The following is an 18029-nucleotide window of genomic DNA, read 5'->3' as shown; positions in this document are numbered from 1 at the left end:
GAAAACGGGCGGAAATGATCGAAACAATTACTCTATCAGTGGATGCCATGGGCGGCGATAACGCCCCCCGCGCGGTTATCCACGGCGCCGACCTGCTCCTCAAGGAGCACAATAACGCGCGGTTCATCTTTCACGGGCGGCAGGAGCAGATCGATCCGCTGCTCAACGAATTCCCCGCACTCAAGTCAGCCTCATCGGTGCGCCACTGCGAAACAGTGATCGCCATGGATGAAAAGCCCAGCCAGGCGCTGCGCAAGGGGCGTGGCACCTCCTCGATGTGGATGACCATCCAGGCCGTCAAGGACGGAGAGGCCAGCGTCGCCGTCTCTGGCGGCAATACGGGCGCGCTGATGGCCATGGCCACCTTCTGCCTGCGACCGATGGAGGGCATTGCCCGTCCCGGCATCGCGGCCATCTGGCCGACGCTGCGCAAGGATATTGTCGTGCTGGACATGGGCGCCACCATTGGCGCAGATGCCCAGCAACTGGTCGATTACGCCATTCTCGGTTCGGCGTTGGCGCGCTGCCTGTTCGACGATGAGTCGCCCACCGTGGGTCTGCTCAATGTCGGCACCGAAGAGGTCAAAGGTCTCGAATCCATCAAGGAAGCCGGTCGCATTCTCAGTGATGCCAGCGGATCGGGATTCACCTATCACGGCTTTGTTGAAGGCGATGACATCGGCAAGGGCACCGTGGACGTTGTGGTGACCGAAGGCTTTGTCGGCAATATTGCTCTCAAGACCGCCGAAGGCACCGCCCGCCAGGTTGGCTCCTATCTGCGCACGGCGCTTAAGTCGAACCTGATGAGCCGTATTGGTGCTCTGTTTGCCACGTCCGCACTGAACGCCTTGCGCAAGCGCATGGACCCACGCACCGTCAATGGCGGTGTGTTTATGGGGCTCAATGGCATTGTGATCAAATCGCACGGTGGTACCGACGAAGTCGGTTACAAAAGCGCCTTGAATCTGGCCTATGGCATGGCCCGCAGCAATCTTGTCGCTAAGATCGACGAGACCATGAAACGTTTCCCTATCAAAGCGGCACCTGTCGCAGCTGATGCAGAATCCGAGGCAAAACCGGCGTGACCAAGACGCGTTCCATCATCCGTGGTGTCGGCAGCTATTTGCCTGAGAAAATCCTCACCAACGACGAACTGGCCAAGCGGGTCGACACCTCTGACGAATGGATCCAGCAGCGGGTCGGCATCAAGCAGCGCCATATCGCTGCTGAGGGCCAGTACACGTCAGATCTGGCAGTCGAGGCCGCCAAGCGCGCCATGGCGGCTGCTGGCGTGACGCCCGACGACATTGATCTGATCATCGTTGCCACCACCACGCCCGACTACACCTTCCCATCAGCGGCCACGCTGGTACAGATGAAGCTGGGCATGCATCACGGCATGGCCTTCGACTTGCAGGCGGTCTGTTCTGGCTTCGTCTATGGCATGGTCACCGCCGATAGCTACATCAAGAACGATCTGTCCAAGCGGGCTCTCGTGATCGGGGCCGAGACATTCTCGCGCCTGCTCGACTGGACCGACCGCACCACCTGCGTGCTGTTTGGTGACGGCGCCGGTGCGGTTGTGCTCGAAAAGGCCGAACTGGCAGACGATGCGCCTGAACAGGGCATTCTGGCCTCAGCGCTGCGCTCTGATGGCCATCACTGGGACAAGCTCTACGTCGATGGCGGTCCGTCCACCACCGGCACTACCGGCCATGTGCACATGCAGGGCAAGGAAGTGTTCCGCCACGCCGTCGGCAAGATCACCGACGTGGTCTATGACACGCTCGACAAGGCTGGCTATACCGTGGACGACCTGGACTGGTTCGTGCCCCATCAGGCCAACCGGCGGATCATCGAAGGGGCAGGGACCAAGCTTGGCCTGCCGCCTGAGAAGGTAGTGATGACCGTGGGCGAACACGCCAATACCTCGGCGGCCTCGGTGCCGTTGGCGCTCAGCGTTGCTGTTGCCGACGGGCGCATCAAGTCCGGTGATCTGGTCATGCTCGAGGCCATGGGTGGTGGCTTCACCTGGGGCGCTACCCTCATTCGTTGGTAGACGCCGTCGCAGCCCGATTGACCTTAGGTGTTTCAAGGCGTTAGTGTCATTTTCTAGTGGAGGACACGGTGCAAAATTCTGCCGCATGAGGGGTTTGTGCGGCGCGTTTGCGCTGACTGGAAGGACGGGTTTCTGCGGTTTGGCGCGACCTTTGGCAGGTCCAGTTGAACCGCACAAAAGACTGGGATGGTAACGATTGTTCCGCCCGAGGAGCCCAGCCATTCGGACAACACGGGGTTTCGAATGACGCAAAAGACGGTAACGCGGGCGGATCTCGCCGAAGCGGTCTACGGCACGGTCGGCCTGTCCAGAACCGAGTCAGCTGAATTGGTAGAGCGGGTATTGGAACTGATCGGCGATGCGCTGATTTCGGGGTCCAATGTCAAACTTTCTTCCTTCGGGTCCTTCCAGGTACGCTCAAAGAACGAGCGCATCGGCCGCAACCCGAAGACGGGCGAAGAGGTCCCGATCCTGCCCCGGCAGGTTCTTGTGTTCAAACCGTCCAACGTGTTGAAGTCCAAGATCAACAAATCTATGGTTGTGACTGGAAAATAAGCCATCCAGCGAGTCTCAGCCTTCGTGGACAAGTCGCCAGACGCATTCCGGACAATATCTGAAGCCGCCGAGGAACTGGACCTGCCACAGCATGTCCTGCGTTTCTGGGAGACTCGCTTCAACACGATCAAGCCGCTTAAGCGTGGCGGGGGTCGCCGCTACTATCGGCCCGACGATGTTCTGCTGCTGCGCGGCATCCGTCACCTGCTCTATGATCAGGGTTTTACCATCAAGGGTGTGCAGCGCATCATCAAGGATCAGGGCAGCCGCTATGTCATCGCCGTAGGCGAGGGCAAGTCGATCGATGATATCCTGCCCATGATCGAGGAAGCCGAAGCCGCTGGTGACGAGGCGGAGATCGAAGACGCCATGATGCAGGCCAATGCTGGCCTTGATCAGGAATCCCGGGACAAGCTGTCTCAGGTGATGCGTGAACTGCTCGAGTGCAAGCGCATTCTGGAGCGCGCACGCGAAGCGTGAACGCAATGCCGGGTTTCCGATCTAAATGGAATGTATGTTCTGAATTGACAATATGACGGTTGATGTGTTGCATCGCTCTCTATTGTTGCAGGAGACTTCCCATGACTGTTCGTTTCGGCCTGCTGGGCGCTGGCCGCATCGGCAAGGTGCATGCCAAAGCTGTGTCGTCCAATTCCAAGGCCAAGCTGATTGCTGTTGCTGATGCCTTCGAGAAGGCGGCGAGCGATCTTGCCGGCCAATATGGCTGCGCGGTGCGTAGTATTGAGCAGATTCTGGCTGCCGATGACATCGATGCAGTGGTGATCTGCACCCCCACCGATACCCATGCCGAGCTGATCGAACAGTTTGCGCGTGCCGGCAAGGCGGTCTTCTGCGAGAAGCCCATCGATCTTGACGTCGAACGGGTCAAGGCCTGCCTCAAGGTGGTCGACGCCGAGGCCGCCACGCTCATGGTTGGCTTCAACCGGCGCTTTGATCCCCATTTTCAGGCCGTGCACGACGTGATCGCCAAGGGCGAGATCGGCACCGTTGAGATGGTCACCATCGTCTCGCGCGATCCCGGTGCTCCGCCTGTGGACTACATCAAACGCTCGGGTGGTATCTTCCGCGACATGACCATCCACGATTTCGATATGGCCCGCTATCTGCTGGGCGAGGAGATCGAATCCGTGACCGCTCAGGCCTCGGTGCTGGTCGACAAGGCCATCGGCGAGGCAGGGGACTTCGACAGCGCCTCGGTCATGCTCCAGACCGCCACCGGCAAGCATGCCACCATTTCGAACTCGCGCCGCGCCACTTATGGCTATGACCAGCGCATCGAGGTGCATGGCTCCAAAGGCGCGGTTTCGGCAGAAAACCAGCGCCCGGTCTCGATCGAAGTCGCCAATGCCAGTGGCTATACGCGCCCACCGCTGCACGACTTCTTCATGACCCGCTATCTCGATGCTTATGCCCATGAAATCAGTGCCTTCATCGACTTTGTGGAATCAAAATCTCCAGCATCGCCGAGCGGTATCGACGGGTTGATCGCGCTGGCACTGGCCGACGCGGCGGTCAAATCGGTCAAGGAAGGCCGCACCGTCAAGGTGAGTGAAGTCACCGGCGTGATGGCTGATCGGTCGATCTTTCAGGGGCGGTAATTCTCTCATCTGCGCCACCAACTAATCACCCTCGGGTCGAGCCCGAGGGTGACTATTTCTATGCGAACCTGCACTGCCGCGGAGTACCTATTTCAGCAGCCACTCATGCTCGGCCGCGTTGTGGAATTTCCACACGCGCTTGGGGCCTGCCATGACGTTGAGATAATAGAGGTCATAGCCCGCGGTCGTCGCCACGGGGTGATAGCCCCTGGGCACCAGCGTCACATCGCCATCCTCAATCACCAGCGCCTCATCAAGGCTGCGATCATCGGTATAGACGCGCTGCATGGCAAAGCCCTGCGGCGGGTTCAAACGATGGAAATAGGTCTCTTCGAGCATGCTCTCGTGGGGCAAATTGTCCTGATCATGCTTGTGCGGCGGATAGGAGGAGGTGTTGCCCTGCGGGGTGATGACCTCGACAACCAGCAGCGAATGCGCCGCGCCGTCATCTTCGGGCATGATGTTATAGACGTGGCGCACATTGGCGCCCTTGCCGCGGGTAACCTGCGGGTGCCGCCCCGGCTTGATGACATGGGCCTTGTAGTCGCCGCCACCGGGGGCTGCACATACTGCCAGTTCAAGTGGTGTTGTCGCTTCCACGGTCCAGCTACTGCCCCTGGGCAGATAAACTGCCCAGGGCGCGCCTTCGAACGGGCTCATGCGCTCGCCCAACTCGCCAAAATCTACACCGTCTACGGTGAACTTGCCCTTGCCACCGACCAGCACCAGGCACAATTCCTGCTCGCCAGCGTCGCCGCCGGCGGTGTCGCCAGCGCCAAGCTTGTGCAGGGCAAACCCCACATAGGTCCAGCCGGCATTAGCCGGGGTTACGTTATGAACTTGGCCCGTTATCCCCTTCGGGCGGACGCGGAGGTTCGGATTGGTCGCCATTATCGGGCTCCTCCTTGGGAAACGCATAAAAGAAATTATAGAGCGAGTAGGCCAGGGCCGCGCCTACGAGAAAGGCCCAGAACTGGTCCTGGGTCCAGAACAACTCCCAGACGACCCAGATCGCCAGAAACACTGTTACCGCAACGCGGCGCCAAAGCGGCCGAAACCAGCTTATGTCATTTTTCTGCACGCCAACCTGCCTTCACTCTGCAATCCCAACGGATTGGATGTAGCACATGGCGGCGGCAAAACTCACCCCTTGGGCACAACTCAGCCCTTCGGAAAGCCCTGTGTTTCCACAGTGTAACCGGCATTGGTCATGACGCGCATAAGTTCCTTGTAACCAAGCTGGGCCATGGTCAGAGGCGGGTTGGCCTTGGGGTCCTGCTCGGCCTCCACAACAAACCAGCCCTCATAGCCATAGTCCGCGAACTTCTGCACGATCGCGCCAAAGTCCAGCGAGCCATCGCCCGGCACGGTGAAGGCGCCCAGCGCCACGGCATCGAGGAAGGATTGACGGCTGCGGTCGAGGGCATCGATGACACCCATGCGCACATCTTTGACGTGGACGTGGTTGATCCGCTTGTGGTGCTTGTCGATCGCGGCCAGCACATCGCCGCCCGCAAACGCCAGATGACCGGCGTCAAACAGCAGGGGAATGCCCTCGCCAGAATGGCTCATGAAGGTATCAAGTTCAGCTTCGGTCTCAACCACGGCCCCCATATGATGATGGTAGGAGAGAGGCATGCCCTGTTCGGCGCACCACTCGCCAAATGCGGTGAGCGTGCGGCCATAAGCCTTCATCTCGTCATCGTCGAGCCTGGGCTTGGTGTTGAGAGGACGCGAACGGTCACCCTGTACCGAACGACCGACTTCGCCATAAACGATGCAGGGCGCATCGACTGCCTTGAACAGCTCGATCATAGGCGCAATGCGCGCCTTGTTGGTCGCCAGGTCTTCATCGACCAGCGTGCCTGAGAACCAGCCGCCGCAGAGCGTGACATCGGCCGCCTTGAGAATGGGCAGCATTACCGCAGGATCATCGGGAAAACGCCGGCCCTTTTCCATGCCGGTGAACCCGGCCGAGCGCGACTGGCGCAGGCATTCCTCCAGCGATACGTCGTCGCTGAGTTCAACAAGATCGTCGTTCCACCACGCAATCGGCGACATGCCGAGTTTGGCTTTCATGCTCATCGTCTGAATTCCCTTACGACCGCTGCTGCTTGAGCGCGGTCTCATACTCTGCGCGCGCCGCGTTCACTTCTGGCCGGGCGCTTACCTCGGGTACCGCAACATCCCACCAGTGACCGCCTTCATCAGTGGTGATCAATGGATCTGTATCGATCACGATCACCGTGGTGCGGTCAGTGCTTTCGGTTTCCTGCAGGGCTGTTTCGAGCTCGGCAACCGAAGCGACCTTGCGCGAGGCAGCGCCCATCGCAGCAGCATGCGCGGCAAAATCGATTCCCGGCAGAGTGACATGGTGGGTGTCCTTCAACAGATTGTTGAAGTTGGCCCCACCGGTCGCCATCTGCAGTCGATTGATGCAGCCATAGCCGGCATTGTCGAGCAGCACGATGGTCAGCTTGGCGCCCAGCATGATCGAACTGGCAATTTCCGAGTTCATCATCATGTAGCTGCCATCGCCAACCATGACGATGACATCGTCATTGGGGCGAGCCAGTTTGACGCCAAGACCGCCGGCAATCTCGTAGCCCATGGTCGAGAAGCCATATTCCATATGATAGCTGCCGGGCTGGTCGGCCTTCCACAGCTTGTGCAACTCGCCGGGCAAGCCGCCCGCCGCGCAGACCAGCGTGGCGTTCTCGCGCGCCCGCTGCACTGCACCGATAACCTGAGCGTCCGATGGCAGTTCCGCATTGGTGGTTGCGGTCGCCTCGGCAGCGGCATTGAGCCAGTCTTCCTTGCCGACCTTGGCGCGGTCGGTCCATTCGGGGTCGGCCTGCCAGCCTGTCAGGGCTGCATTGAGCGCTTCAAGACCGGCGCGGGCGTCGGCAACCAGGGGCAGGGCGCGATGCTTGTGCGCATCAAAGGCCTGCACGTTCAGCCCGACGATCTTGAGATCGTCATTTTTGAACAGGGCCCACGAGCCGGTGGTGAAATCCTGCAGCCGTGTGCCGATGGCCAGAACCACATCGGCTTCTTCCGCCAGCGTATTGGCCGCCGCCGTACCGGTAACACCGACCGAACCCATATTGAGCGTGTGATCATGGGGCAGGCTGGACTTGCCGGCCTGAGTTTCCAGCACCGGCACGCCATAGCGCTCGGCAAAGCTGCGCAGCGTCGCGCCAGCCTCAGAATACAACACGCCACCGCCGGCAATGATCACCGGCTTCTTGGCCTTGATCAGCGCGGTTGCGGCATTGGCGAACTCATCGCCATCCGGCATGGGGCGGCGCACGCCCCAGATCTTTTCGGCAAAGAAACTTTCGGGATAGTCATAGGCCTCGGCCTGCACGTCCTGACACAGGCTCAGTGTCACCGGGCCGCATTCGGCCGGATCAGTCAACACCTGCATGGCCCGGCGCAGGGCGGGCATGATCTGCTCGGGGCGCGTGATGCGGTCGAAATAGCGGCTGATGGGCTTGAAGCAATCATTGGCGGTGACACTGCCATCTCCCCAATCTTCGACCTGCTGCAGCACGGGATCGGGCAGGCGGTTGGCAAATACATCACCTGGGAGCAGCAGCACGGGCAGCCGGTTCACATGCGCCAAAGCGGCCGCGGTGACCATGTTCAGTGCCCCTGGGCCGATCGAACTGGTGCAGGCCATGAAGCGACGGCGGAAGCTTGCCTTGGCATAGGCAATGGCGGCATTGGCCATGCCCTGCTCATTCTGCGCCCGATAGGTGGGCAGCGTATCCTTGACGCCGTGCAGAGCCTCGCCCAGACCAGCCACATTGCCGTGCCCGAAGATCGCGAACACGCCGCCGAAAATCGGCACGATTTCGCCGTCGATCTCGGTCTTCTGCATGGTCATGAAACGGGCCACGGCTTGGGCCATTGTCAGTCGAACGGTGTTCTGGCTCATCGCCTCAGTCCTTGTCGTCGGCGCCATGGGCGCCTGCATGTCATTGTGTCCAAGCCTATCACAGCCAGACGGGGCGGGCAGGGATGTCAGTCCGGTTTGTGATCGCCCAGACGTTCCCACACCGCAACCAGCGCGCCGAAGCGTTGTGCCATGTCGGCAATGGCCTCTTCGTCGCTCATGGAGCCCGCCAGCCATGCCTTGGCGGCAGCAGCGAAGATGGTGCGCCCCACAGCAAAGCCGCGGACCTGCCGGGAGGTGTGCGCGAGGGCAAACCCGGCTTCCAGCGCTTCATGGCTGGCTTCAAGCCCGAGCAGCACAATGCCGCGACAGAGCGGGTCGCGCGCTTCGATGACCTGATCGATGGCGCTCCAGGCTGCGGCACTGTTTTGCGGCTCCAGCTTCCACCAGTCGGGGCGAATGCCGGCATCGTAGATCTCGGTCATGGCGCGGGCGATGGTGTCATCCCCCAGCGTGCCATGCTTGCCAGCGATGATCTCAACCAGCAGGTCCCGGCCAATTTTGCGGGCGGCGTCGTGGGCGACACCCAATTTGGCGATCTGCTCGGCCCTGAGCGCGGCAGGATCGTCGGGGTGAAAGAAGCACAGCACCTTGATGGCGTGCTCGACCGGCCAGTCGATAATCCGGCTGCCGATGTCCTGGCTGAATTCGAACTGCAGCGGCCGCGAACCGGGCAACTCGATGGGGCGGGCAATCCAGAAGCCCTGGGCTTCGGCGGCAAACAGCGCTTTGCGGCCATGCTTGTCGTCGAGCAGCATGCCAAAGCCCGGCCGACCATCCGCAATGCGTGACGCTGCCGTTACGGCAAGTTCCTTGAAGGCGGAAATCGACGCTTCCGTCGCGCCGGGGATTTCCTCAAGCTGGCTGCGATGATCAATCGCCAGCGCCATCAGCTTTGGCCAGGCGCGGCGGCGTGTGGTCGCCCAGTGGATATGATTGAGATCGTCGTCATTGCGCAGGGCGCGCTTGGGGCTGCCCTTGGTCATGAAGTGATCGAGCTCTGCCCAGCTGGGGTATTCCGGCGAACACATCAGGCGTGATACGGCGAAGGCGCCGCAGGCATTGGCCCAGGTGGCGCTGGTGGCGTGGCTCTCGCCGCTCAGCCAGCCGCGCAACCAGCCGCTCATGAAGGCGTCGCCCGCCCCCAGCACATTATAGACCTCGATGGGGAAGCCTTCACCGACGATGCCGGCCTCCAGATCATCGGGGATGGCACCATCATAGACGATGCAGCCCATGGGCCCGCGCTTCAAGACAATCGTGGCGGAGGAAAGGCCACGGATCGTCCTGAGCGCGGAGAGCAGGTCGGCTTCACCGGAGGCAATGAGGACCTCCTCTTCGGTGCCGACGATCAGGTCACAGTCGGGCAGCACCGACTGGTATTTTTGCGAGACGATGTCGGAGGCGACATAGCGCTCAAAGCCTGCATCATGGCCGGCAAGGCCCCACAGATTGGGGCGGTAATCAATGTCGAAGGCAATACGGGCGCCACTGGCCTTGGCAATGCGGATCGCCTTTTTCTGCGCCGCTTCGCTATTGGGGCGCGAGAAGTGGGTGCCGGTAACCACGATGGAACGGGCAGAGGCGATCAGGGCTTCATCGATATCGCCTTCGTCCAGTGCCATGTCGGCGCAGTCGGTGCGATAAAAGATCATGGGCGAGACGCCCTCGGCCTCGACCGAGAGCAGCACCAGCGCCGTCAGGCGCGCGGGGTCGGTGGCTATACCGGCAGTTTCAACGCCCTCGCGGGCCAGCTGTTCGGTGATGAAACGGCCCATCTGTTCGTGGCCGACGCGGGTGATCAGCGCCGACTTCAGCCCCAGCCGGGCCGTGCCCACCGCAATGTTGGCGGGGCAGCCGCCCACGGATTTGGCAAAGCTGCCGACGTCTTCAAGCCGCGTGCCGATCTGCTGGCCATACAGGTCCACCGAAGCGCGCCCGATGGTAATGACATCGAGCGTTTTCGTCCCGTGTTCGGGCTGCGCGTTTGTCACGGCGATCCTCCCATGCGGCCAACGGCCAATCAGTCTTCATCCAGCGATCTGGATGCCGATTATGAAACATAGGTTCCGGCGCTTCGTCAATATAGAACGCGCGTTCTATTTGTGGAATGTCAGCCCCGGCGCCGCTTTTCCGCAATGCTAACCGTCAGCGCCATGGCAAAGGCCATGCTCGCCGATAACGAGCGGAAACCGGCATGGTCGGCCTCGACCACCTCGAACCATTCCTGGGAGCACTCTGCCAGTGGCGAAAAAGCCGAGTCGGTCAGCGACACCACCGGGATGTCGCGCGCCGCCAGCGCCCGCGCCTGCGCCGCGCTTTCAGAAGCATAGGGGGCGTAACTGATGGCGAAGGCAGCATCTTGCGGTGTGGCCATGGCCAGCAGGTCATCATCGGTCCCCGCAGAGGTGCCGACCAACTGGCACTTCACCCGCAGCTTGCCAAAGGCGTAGGCCATGTAATTGGTGATGGGGTAGGAGCGGCGCTTGGCGATCAGATAAATGGTGTCGGCACCTGCCAGCAGCGTCACCGCACGTTCCAGCTGATCGGGATCCACGGCGGCGGCAATGGCGTCAATGGATCGGTGCCCGGCAGCCAGAAAGCCGTTGAGCAGGCTGGTGCTCTCGGCAATTGTGGTGTCGCCGGCTTCTAGCGCCTTGAGCCGGTCGTCATAGGATGAGGTGCGCTCCCTCAATCGGGCGCGGAACAGCAATTGCAGGCCGGAAAAGCCGTCAAACCCGAAATGCTGGGCAAAGCGCACCAGCGTTGACGGTTGCACATTGGCTAACAGGGCAATGCTGGCTGCCGTGCCAAAGGCGATCTCGTCGGGGTTATCCAGCGCATAGGCCGCGACCTGGCTCAACCGCTTGGGCAGTTCGCTCTTGCGCTCGATAATCGCGGTGCGCAGGGCATCAAAATCCTGCGGTGGCTCGGCTGTGGCGGTGACTTCAGACATGCGGGTCCTCGCTATTGCGCCGCCATCTTCCCCAAACTGCTCCAGCATTCAAGTCCTTTTGGAAAGCCTGTTCCAAAGTTGGAATGAAACACGATGCCCTGGTGGACCCCGTTGAACCGGTCACCAGCAGAATACAATATGCCCACCGCGCGGGGACAACTGGGCATGAAAAAGGGCCGCCTGTTGGCGACCCCCTTGGCATATCAGGCCATGCTGAGTTTCTGGCGGTTCTGCGATTCATTCCACAGAATGAAGGTCGACGCCGCCAGGATCAGGATCGACCCGGGCCAGAACCAGATCGATGGGGCCTGGCTGAGAACAATCCAGCCCAGCAGACCGCTCAGCGGCACCTTGAGATCGCCAAATGGCTGCAGATAGGTCGCGTCGGCGACCTTGTAGGCGATGCTGAGCAGATATTGCGCGGCTGCCGTCAACCCGCCCAACAGCAGCAACAGCCACAGCCCGGTGCCGGAGGGCAGGGCGAAGGGGAAGCCGGTGGCCAGCCCGTTGGGGACCAGCGTCGGCGCCAGCCAGGCGAAGGCGTTCACGGCCAGTAGGATCAGCAGGTGATTGGGCGTGACCAGCACCAATAGCGACACGGTCAGCGTTTCCGGCGATTCAGTGCGCGACAGATATTTGGTCAGCACGTCGGTGGTCGCCCACAGCGCGGCGGCCGCAATTGGGATCAGCGTATAGGCGCTGAGCCCCTCGACGCCGACACCGGAGACGATGATGGCACCGACAAAGCCGACCAGGCCCGCGCCAATACGAGCGGTCGAGGCGCGTTCGCCGAGGAACAGCGTTGAGCCCAGAATGATGAAGAGCGGGCCGGTGGCGAGCAGGGTGACCATCTGCCAGATCGGCACGCCCGAGGCGAAGCCGTAGACGAACACGTGTACGCCCAGCGCCGACACAAAGGCACGAACCCCATGCAATACCGGGTGTTTGGTGCGCAGATTGTGCACCCCGATGCGCATGATGAGCGGTAGGGCCAGGACCGAGGCGATGACATATTGCCAGAACGCCATGCCGGTCGAGCTCATGCCATAGCCGCCATATTCCACTGGCGTTGGCAGCGCCGATTGCAGCACGTTGGTGCCGGCGAAGGCAAGGCTTGCCACCACCATGAACAGGGCGCCTGTGACAGCGCTATGTTGGGTAGACGAGGAAACGTGGTTCATTACAAAAGTCCTTTCCGTAACCAGTTTCCTCAGGGTTACGGGAAGTCTCGCCAACGCCCGCGGCCCGGCCCTTAAAAGGGTGCGAACGCGGGGCGTGCCAGCGTTGGTCCCGTTCTCTTTCATCCGGACTATACCGTCGGCTCCGGAGTTACACCGGATCTGCTGACCTTCGCTTGCACGAAGCGCTCGCGGGCTTGGCGTCGCCGCCTTTACCGCCGGTGGGGAATTGCACCCCGCCCTGAGAACATTGCGAAATTATCGTTCCGCAGCGCCGAACATAGGGGAGGGCCCGGGCGCCGACAAGTAGCTACATGGCTGTAACCGTGCGTCTTGCTGGCCCATCCAGGAAATTGGTCGCGCGAAAGCGCCGCCTGAATGCGGTTATCGAGCTGCGATGGCGAGGCGGCTGCCTCCAAGGGTATAAAGTGAAAGTGAGACAGCCGCCTCGCCATCACGCCGGGGCTTTGCACGGGTCGGGCATGGCTGGCCGTATTGCAGACCGAGGCAGCACACATTTCCCCCGCGTGACGGGAGCGACCTCCCATCCCCGGCAGTCCCTGCGCGCATCACTCGTCATGACTGGGCTCTGACGCAGGCAATGACAGAACTATATGCGCAGCCATTGGCCACGGGGATAAGAAGCACAAGATTGGGGGCTTTTTTGCTGGACCGGAAGGCGGTCTTTCGCCTGCCATGCTGGTTTGTTGCTCCCACCTGACCTTCCCCCGTGAGGGAAGGCCGGCAGGGAGGAACCGCTAGTTGCCGTGATCGAGCCAGGCTACCTGTTCAGGGGTCAGCTTGATGTCGAAGGCCAAGAGGCTATCGTCGAGTTCGCCCAGTGTGCGGGGCCCAATCAGCGGGATGGACGGGAAGGGCTGGGCCAGAACGAAGGCCAGCGCGACGTGGATCGGATTGTGACCGATCTTTTCGGCCAGCTCGATCGCACGGTCGCGACGGGCAAAGTTCTTGTCATTGTACCAGCAGCGGACCAGCTCTTCATTGTCGGTCTTGTCGCGACCGGCACGGTCGGTAAAGAAGCCACGGCCCTGACTGGACCAGGAGAAATTGGTGGTCTGGGTGTCGGTCAGCCACTTTTTCCAGTCGTCCGAGGCCGAGGTGACGCAGCCATCCCAAATCGGCTCCAGCATTTCGGACAGCGCGAAATTGTTGGACAGTGCCATCGGCTTGGTCTTGCCGGTGCGTTCGGCATAGGCCACGGCCTCGTCAAAGCGCTCCCGGGTCCAGTTGGAGCCACCGAATGGTCCGCGAATGCGGCCATTCTTGACCTCGGCATCCATGGCGTCGACGAACTCGCCAACCGGGACATCGAGATTGTCGCGGTGCATGAAGTAGATATCGACATAGTCGGTCTGCAACCGGTCCAGCGACTGGGTCAGCTGCTTGGCGATCACGTCGGGATAGCACAGCGGGCTATGCGCACCCTTGCCGATCAGCACCGAGCCTTCGCGCGTGCCGCGATTGCTGTGCCACTCGCCATAGAGCTTTTCGGTATAGCCGCCGCCATAGACAAAGGCGGTGTCAAAGATATTGCCGCCACGCTCCCAGAATGCGTCGAGCAGGATGGCGCCTGACGCGAAGCTCTTGAAGTCCTCAAAGCCCAGCGCCACGGTCGAGGCCTGCTTGCCAAGACCTGGAATGGAACGCTTGGGAATGACGCCCTGATTGGCGCCCAGCGGGCGATTGGCCAGCGTGTTGACGCGGTTGGCGCTGGTTTCGACCGAGAACTCGATCCCGGCATCGCGACGCCACTGATCGAGCACCCGGGCATTGCCCAGAGTGTCATTCCAGCTCATGCCTGGCTCAGTCAGTTCCTGCCGCCTGGCGAGGATGGCCTCAGAGGCGGCATCGACCTCGAACGAATAGACGTGGCGCTCTTCGCCCACGCTGACCGTTTCAGTCTTGCCGTCCTTGATGATGTCGATCTTGCCGACACCCTTGGTGCGGTCGCCACCGGCAAACCAGAAGTCAGGCACCTCGATACGGCCATCGGCACCGTGAATGCGCAGCACATTGTCCAGATTGGCCATCACTGCGCAGGAGACCTGCGCCACTATGCCGTTTTCGAAGGTCAGTACAGCCGCGGCCCAGTCATCCGTGCCTTCGGCATTGAGCTTGGCGGTGCCAGCGACCTTGACCGGATCGGCGAAGGGCTTGCCCATGGCAGTGCCGGCAATCAGCCGGGCCATCGAGACGGGATAGCCGCCGACATCAAGAATGCCGCCGCCGGCCAGCTTGGAGGCGAACAGCCGGTGCTCGGGCTGGAACTTGCCCATCGAGAAGCCAAAGCTCGACTGAATCATCCGCACGTCACCAATGACGCCCGATTTAAGCAGTTCGATCAGCTTGGCGGTCTGCGGGTGCAGGCGATACATGAAGGCTTCGCCTGCAAAGGTACCTGCCTGCTTGTGGGCATGCAGCACGGCGCCGATCTCGAAGGCGGACAGCGCGAAGGGCTTTTCGACCAGCACGTGCTTGCCCGCTTCGGCCGCCTTGATCGCCCATTCGGCGTGGCCGGTATGGGGTACGGCGATATAGACCGCGTCGATCTCGGGATCGGCGAGCAGCGCGTCGTAACCCTTGACCACGCGAATGCCGGGGAAGTCTGTAGCCAGGTTCGGCTTGCTCGGATCGCGCGTCGCAATGGCCGCCACAACCCCGTGCCGGGAGTCGTTGGCGCCACCAAAAAACGCCTTGGCGATGCTGCCGGGTCCGATAATGCCCCAGCGAATTTTCTCAGCCATGAAAATGGTCCTTTGTAACGAATAGAAGTCCGGCCAAGCGCCGGGATTGGAAAACTGATTGGCGCAGCGCTAGCGGACGCGCTGGCCCTTGTCGTCGAACAGATAGGCCTTGGCCGTATCGATTGAGACCGTGATGCTTTCGCGATCATGCTCGTGGCGAGACTCTTCACGCTCGATGATGATCTGTTCGCCCGATTTGGTGTTGGCGTAGATATAGCTGGTCGCGCCCAGATGCTCAGCAACGTCAATGTTGACGCTCATTTCAGCGCCGCCGGCGCCTTCAAGGCCGAAGTGCTCAGGCCGCACACCCATGGTCACCGCCGCACCGACAGCCGGCGGCGTGTCGGAGACGGGCAGGGTAACCTGCGCCTTGCCCTGATGGGTCAGCTCAACCGTAACCGATCCGTTGCCCGATGCCGTTACAACGCCCGCCATCAGGTTCATCTTGGGCGAGCCGATAAAGCCGGCCACGAACAGGTTGGCAGGATCGTCATAGAGCTCCAGTGGCTTGCCGACCTGCTCGATAATGCCATCACGCAGCACCACGATCGTATCGGCCAGTGTCATGGCCTCGACCTGATCATGGGTCACATAGACCATGGTGGTCTTGAGTTCCTTGTGCAGCCGCGCGATCTCGATGCGCATATGCACGCGCAACTCGGCGTCCAGGTTCGACAGCGGTTCGTCAAACAGGAACACTTCCGGATTGCGCACAATGGCGCGGCCGATCGCGACGCGCTGGCGCTGCCCGCCCGAGAGCTCCTTGGGGAAGCGGTCCAGCAGGGGCTCCAGCGCCAGAATGCGGGCGGCTTCATCGACCTGGCTGGCTATCTTGTCCTTGGCCACACCCGCAAAGCGCAGCGCAAAGCCCATATTGTCGCGCACCGTCATATGCGGATAAAGCGCATAGGACTGGAACACCATGGCGATGCCGCGCTTGGATGGATCGACATCGTTCATTCGCTGGCCACCGATGTCGAGATCACCCGCGGTGATCGCCTCGAGCCCGGCAATCATGCGCAACAGGGTGGACTTGCCGCATCCCGACGGACCGACAAACACCACGAATTCCTTGGCCGCAATGTCCAGATCAATCCCCCGGATCACCTCGACGGTGCCATAGGATTTGCGCACGCCTCTAAGCTTCAAGCTGCTCATGATTTTGAACCTTATTTGACCGCGCCCAGCATGCCTTCGACGAAGCGACGCTGGAGCAGGAAGAAGATGATCAGGGTGGGGAGGGTGGCCGTTATCGAACCAACCATGACGACACCGAAATCGGGCGTGTAGGCCGATGTCAGGCCCGCCACCACTAGGGTGAGGGTTTTCATGTCATTGGTCTGCAGCACGATGAGCGGCCACAGGTAATTGTTCCAATTGGCCATGAACACGATGATGGTCGCCGCCGCATAGGTCGAGCGCATCACCGGCATGTAGATGAAAAAGAAGATCTGCCATTCCTTGAGCCCGTCGACCTTGGCTGCATCACGCAACTCGGTCGGGAACGCCTTGGTGGCCTGGCGGAAGTAGAAGATGATGAAGATCGAGGCCACGGTGGGCAGGATGATCGCCTGATAGGTGTTGATCATCTTGAAGCTCGCCATCATCACGAAGAGCGGGATCATCAGCGCCGCAAACGGGATCGACAGGCCCAGGATCATCACCCCGAACACCTTTTCACGCGCCTTCGAGCGGAACATCTCAAAGCCATAGCCGGCCAGTGACGCCACGATCAGCGTGGCGATGGTGCCCACGCCAGCGATGAAGAACGAGTTGAACAGGATGCGGGGCAGATCCACCGAGTTCACAAATGTGGTGATGTTCTCGAACAGGGCCGTGCCGGGCGTGGCCTTGCCGCGAATGATGTCATTGGAGCTGTTGGTGGCTCCCACGAGCATCCAGAAGAACGGGAACACCGAAATGAATGCCGCCAGCGTGAGCAGGGCATAGGTGGCGGTGCGGCTGAGCAAAGCGAGGGGGTTACTCATGCGCGTTTATCCCGTGCCGCGAGGAACTGAATGAAGCTCAGGATACCCACCAGGATCACGATCACGTAACTGACCGTGGCCGCGTAGCCAAAGCTGGGCATGAACTTGAAGGTCAGGTTGTAGATGTAGAGCGACAGCGTCAGCGTGGAATCCGAAGGTCCCCCCTGGGTGATCAGATTGACCTCGTCGAACAGCTGCAAGGTGCCGATGGTGGAGATCACGGTGGTGAACAGGATCACCGGCTTGAGCATGGGCACGGTGATGTAGAAGAAGCGCGCCCAGGCCGGCACGCCATCAATGCGCGCCGCCTCATAGATCGAGCGGTCGATATTCTGCATCGCGGCGAGATAGAAAATCATGTTGTAGCCGGTCCAGCGCCAGGTGATCGCCAGGATCACCACAACGCGCGCCCAGAACGGATCGGCCAGCCAGGGAATGGGGTCGGCAATGACGTGGATCGCCATCAGCATCTGGTTGATGATGCCATCCTGGGCAAACATCGAGCGGAAGATCACCGAATAGGCCACCAGCGAGGTCACGCAGGGCAAAAAGATCGCCGTGCGGAAGATGCTGCGGCCCCACAGCCTGCTGTCGTTGAGCGCATTGGCAAACAGCATGGCCAGCACCAGCATGACCGGCACCTGGACAGCCAGGAAGATCATCGTATTGGTCAGCGCCCGCTGAAACACCGTGTCCTGGGTCAGCCGGATGATATTGGCCAGACCGCCGAAACTCAGATTCATCCCGCGCCCGACCTGGAAACTCATCCAGAGCGACCACAGGATGGGATAGACCATGAAGACACCCAGCAGCACCAAAGCGGGCATGATGAATGCCCAGCCGTTGATCTGCTCGCGTCGTATCAGATTGGATTGCGCCACCTGCTGCCCCCTGCTTGCCGTTTGGCCGTGTCAGCCTGCCGTCTGTGCCGCCTGCACCAGACCTTAG

General features: G+C 61.0%; 15 protein-coding genes and 1 riboswitch. Of the genes, 5 read left to right on the top strand and 10 right to left on the bottom strand.

All coding sequences use genetic code 11. The features are described 5' to 3' along the window. Positions 1 to 14: 14 nt before the first annotated feature. From plsX to iolG, 5 genes are all read left to right on the top strand, one after another. Positions 15 to 1085, top strand: a complete 1071-nt coding sequence (gene plsX, locus KD146_RS09190) for a phosphate acyltransferase PlsX (protein ID WP_212658377.1) — start codon at positions 15 to 17, stop codon at positions 1083 to 1085. After that, positions 1082 to 2059 (top strand): beta-ketoacyl-ACP synthase III, encoded by a 978-nt coding sequence (locus KD146_RS09185; RefSeq protein ID WP_212658376.1) that lies wholly within the window; start codon positions 1082 to 1084, stop codon positions 2057 to 2059. The genes plsX and KD146_RS09185 overlap by 4 nt, the downstream gene beginning before the upstream one ends. Positions 2060 to 2302: 243 nt before the next feature. Then, positions 2303 to 2614, top strand: coding sequence for an integration host factor subunit alpha (locus KD146_RS09180; RefSeq protein WP_212658375.1), 312 nt, complete (start codon positions 2303 to 2305; stop codon positions 2612 to 2614). Positions 2615 to 2638: 24 nt separating this feature from the next. Next, positions 2639 to 3094, top strand: a complete 456-nt coding sequence (locus KD146_RS09175) for a MerR family transcriptional regulator (protein ID WP_212658374.1) — start codon at positions 2639 to 2641, stop codon at positions 3092 to 3094. A gap of 101 nt (positions 3095 to 3195) precedes the next feature. After that, positions 3196 to 4233: an inositol 2-dehydrogenase gene (iolG, locus tag KD146_RS09170; protein WP_212658373.1), complete on the top strand. Its 1038-nt coding sequence runs from the start codon at positions 3196 to 3198 to the stop codon at positions 4231 to 4233. A gap of 87 nt (positions 4234 to 4320) precedes the next feature. On the opposite strand, the gene iolB is transcribed toward iolG, so the two are convergent. The 10 genes from iolB to KD146_RS09120 form a co-directional block, all read right to left on the bottom strand. Further along, positions 4321 to 5124, bottom strand: coding sequence for a 5-deoxy-glucuronate isomerase (gene iolB / locus KD146_RS09165; RefSeq protein WP_212658372.1), 804 nt, complete (start codon positions 5122 to 5124; stop codon positions 4321 to 4323). A gap of 270 nt (positions 5125 to 5394) precedes the next feature. Beyond that, positions 5395 to 6312, bottom strand: a complete 918-nt coding sequence (iolE, locus tag KD146_RS09160; RefSeq protein WP_212658371.1) for a myo-inosose-2 dehydratase — start codon at positions 6310 to 6312, stop codon at positions 5395 to 5397. Positions 6313 to 6331: 19 nt separating this feature from the next. Further along, positions 6332 to 8176, bottom strand: a complete 1845-nt coding sequence (gene iolD, locus KD146_RS09155) for a 3D-(3,5/4)-trihydroxycyclohexane-1,2-dione acylhydrolase (decyclizing) (protein ID WP_212658370.1) — start codon at positions 8174 to 8176, stop codon at positions 6332 to 6334. An 86-nt stretch (positions 8177 to 8262) separates the two neighbouring features. Continuing rightward, entirely contained in the window at positions 8263 to 10188 is a 1926-nt protein-coding gene (locus tag KD146_RS09150; protein WP_212658369.1) for a bifunctional 5-dehydro-2-deoxygluconokinase/5-dehydro-2-deoxyphosphogluconate aldolase, read from the bottom strand. Positions 10189 to 10307: 119 nt separating this feature from the next. After that, a complete protein-coding gene (locus KD146_RS09145) occupies positions 10308 to 11150 on the bottom strand; it encodes a MurR/RpiR family transcriptional regulator (RefSeq protein ID WP_212658368.1) in 843 nt (280 codons plus the stop codon). 203 nt (positions 11151 to 11353) lie between these two features. Beyond that, entirely contained in the window at positions 11354 to 12331 is a 978-nt protein-coding gene (locus KD146_RS09140) for a DMT family transporter (protein WP_212658367.1), read from the bottom strand. 107 nt (positions 12332 to 12438) lie between these two features. Further along, a riboswitch (FMN riboswitch) is annotated at positions 12439 to 12581 on the bottom strand. 505 nt (positions 12582 to 13086) lie between these two features. Then, complete coding sequence (locus tag KD146_RS09135) at positions 13087 to 15093, bottom strand: aldo/keto reductase (protein ID WP_249327627.1); 2007 nt, start codon at positions 15091 to 15093, stop codon at positions 13087 to 13089. Between the two features lie 69 nt (positions 15094 to 15162). Next, positions 15163 to 16251, bottom strand: coding sequence for an ABC transporter ATP-binding protein (locus KD146_RS09130; RefSeq protein ID WP_212658366.1), 1089 nt, complete (start codon positions 16249 to 16251; stop codon positions 15163 to 15165). An 11-nt stretch (positions 16252 to 16262) separates the two neighbouring features. Next, positions 16263 to 17081 carry a carbohydrate ABC transporter permease gene (locus KD146_RS09125; RefSeq protein ID WP_212658365.1) on the bottom strand — a complete coding sequence of 273 codons (819 nt, stop codon included), beginning with the start codon at positions 17079 to 17081 and terminating at the stop codon, positions 16263 to 16265. Beyond that, positions 17078 to 17908: a carbohydrate ABC transporter permease gene (locus KD146_RS09120; RefSeq protein WP_212659172.1), complete on the bottom strand. Its 831-nt coding sequence runs from the start codon at positions 17906 to 17908 to the stop codon at positions 17078 to 17080. The genes KD146_RS09125 and KD146_RS09120 overlap by 4 nt, the downstream gene beginning before the upstream one ends. Positions 17909 to 18029 lie beyond the last annotated feature (121 nt).

It is taken from the genome of Devosia litorisediminis (assembly GCF_018334155.1).
Classification (GTDB): domain Bacteria; phylum Pseudomonadota; class Alphaproteobacteria; order Rhizobiales; family Devosiaceae; genus Devosia; species Devosia litorisediminis.
The sequence above is the reverse complement of the archived record's forward strand: the minus strand, read 5'-3'. Positions and strand labels throughout refer to the sequence as shown.

Bases quoted from the DNA above. Each gene is read 5' to 3' on its own strand.
- plsX (WP_212658377.1), top strand. From the start codon at position 15: ATGATCGAAACAATTACTCTATCAGTGGATGCCATGGGCGGCGATAAC.
- KD146_RS09180 (WP_212658375.1), top strand. From the start codon at position 2,303: ATGACGCAAAAGACGGTAACGCGGGCGGATCTCGCCGAAGCGGTCTAC.
- iolG (WP_212658373.1), top strand. From the start codon at position 3,196: ATGACTGTTCGTTTCGGCCTGCTGGGCGCTGGCCGCATCGGCAAGGTG.
- iolB (WP_212658372.1), bottom strand. From the start codon at position 5,124: ATGGCGACCAATCCGAACCTCCGCGTCCGCCCGAAGGGGATAACGGGC.
- iolE (WP_212658371.1), bottom strand. From the start codon at position 6,312: ATGAAAGCCAAACTCGGCATGTCGCCGATTGCGTGGTGGAACGACGAT.
- iolD (WP_212658370.1), bottom strand. From the start codon at position 8,176: ATGAGCCAGAACACCGTTCGACTGACAATGGCCCAAGCCGTGGCCCGT.
- KD146_RS09145 (WP_212658368.1), bottom strand. From the start codon at position 11,150: ATGTCTGAAGTCACCGCCACAGCCGAGCCACCGCAGGATTTTGATGCC.
- KD146_RS09140 (WP_212658367.1), bottom strand. From the start codon at position 12,331: ATGAACCACGTTTCCTCGTCTACCCAACATAGCGCTGTCACAGGCGCC.
- KD146_RS09135 (WP_249327627.1), bottom strand. From the start codon at position 15,093: ATGGCTGAGAAAATTCGCTGGGGCATTATCGGACCCGGCAGCATCGCC.
- KD146_RS09130 (WP_212658366.1), bottom strand. From the start codon at position 16,251: ATGAGCAGCTTGAAGCTTAGAGGCGTGCGCAAATCCTATGGCACCGTC.
- KD146_RS09125 (WP_212658365.1), bottom strand. From the start codon at position 17,081: ATGAGTAACCCCCTCGCTTTGCTCAGCCGCACCGCCACCTATGCCCTG.
- KD146_RS09120 (WP_212659172.1), bottom strand. From the start codon at position 17,908: ATGCCCGCTTTGGTGCTGCTGGGTGTCTTCATGGTCTATCCCATCCTG.